We start from the raw sequence: 277 nt of genomic DNA, 5'->3' as shown, positions 1-277 counted from the left end.
CGTTCCAGGATTGCCCGGCGGCCCAACGCGCCTTGGATTACTACTTGAAACCAGGTGTTGCAACAGCCCAGGCCGAGCAGCGCTTTTTCGACGTGAACCGTAACATCAGCGGCGAAGAAGCCTTGGTCCATGCTTGCGACCTGCTGCGCTGCGCTGCGGCCACTGCCCACGAATCTGCCAATAGACTGAACGGTTCGAACCGTGACCTGGCATTTTCTGTCGTGCACATGATTGATCTGGTCAAGGTCATGCTCGACCGATCCCTTGACGGCTACCC

The 277-nt window shown here is 58.1% G+C and carries 1 protein-coding gene; it reads left to right on the top strand.

What is annotated here, in order from left to right:
• Nucleotides 1-277: DUF6124 family protein (locus tag AB2L51_RS15160; protein WP_400922661.1), on the top strand; the 277-nt coding region annotated here is incomplete at both ends.

The sequence above is a fragment of the Acetobacter fabarum genome, from assembly GCF_040702925.2.
Taxonomy (GTDB): Bacteria; Pseudomonadota; Alphaproteobacteria; order Acetobacterales; family Acetobacteraceae; genus Acetobacter; species Acetobacter fabarum_B.
Note: the sequence above shows the minus strand (reverse complement) of the source record. Positions and strands in the feature narration are given on the sequence as shown.